The sequence below is a fragment of the Mitsuaria sp. TWR114 genome, from assembly GCF_007997345.1.
Map to the genome: position 1 here is coordinate 1 of NZ_VOSR01000287.1, position 738 is coordinate 738.

The following is a 738-nucleotide window of genomic DNA, read 5'->3' on the forward strand; positions in this document are numbered from 1 at the left end:
CCTTGCCCGAGTACATGGTTCCCAGCGCTATCGTGGTGCTCGACACGCTGCCCCTGAACCCCAGCGGCAAGGTCGATCGCAAGGCGCTGCCGGCGCCGGATCTCCACACCGCATCGACAGCCGCCTACGAGGCACCGCAGGGCGAGGTCGAGACCGCCATCGCCGCGGTCTGGGCCGACGTGCTGGGCTTGCCGACCGACCAGGTCGCCGCCGCGACAACTTCTTCTCGCTGGGCGGCCACTCGCTGCTGGCGCTGAAGGTGCTCGATCAACTGCGCGGCCGCGGCCTCCGCGCTCAGGTGCGGCAGTTGTTCCTCCATCCGGAGCTGGCGGCTTTTGCGCAGTCGATCGACCCACAGGCGGGCAGGGCCTCGGATTCGGCCATCGCCGCCGAAGCGGCCCGCTCAGCCGACGCGGCGCCGCTCGACATCGTCGTGCCTCCCAACTGCATCCCCGACGACTGCACCGAGATCCAGCCGGAGATGCTTACCCTGGTCGACCTCGACGCGGCCGCGATCCGCCGCATCGAAGCGGCGATCCCCGGCGGCGCGGCCAACATCCAGGACATCTACCCGCTGGCGCCGCTGCAGGAAGGCATCCTCTTCCACCACCTGCTGCAGCGCGACACCGACGCCTACGTGACCGCGCACCTGATGCGCTTCGACAGCGAAGCGCGGCTGCGCCGGTTCATCGACAGCTTCGATCGCGTCATCGCGCGCCACGACATCCTGCGCACCGC

The 738-nt window shown here is 69.8% G+C and carries 1 pseudogene; it reads left to right on the forward strand.

Annotation, left to right across the window (positions count from 1 at the left end):
* Window positions 1–738 (forward strand): annotated as a pseudogene (locus FUT87_RS12060) (condensation domain-containing protein); the annotation flags it as partial.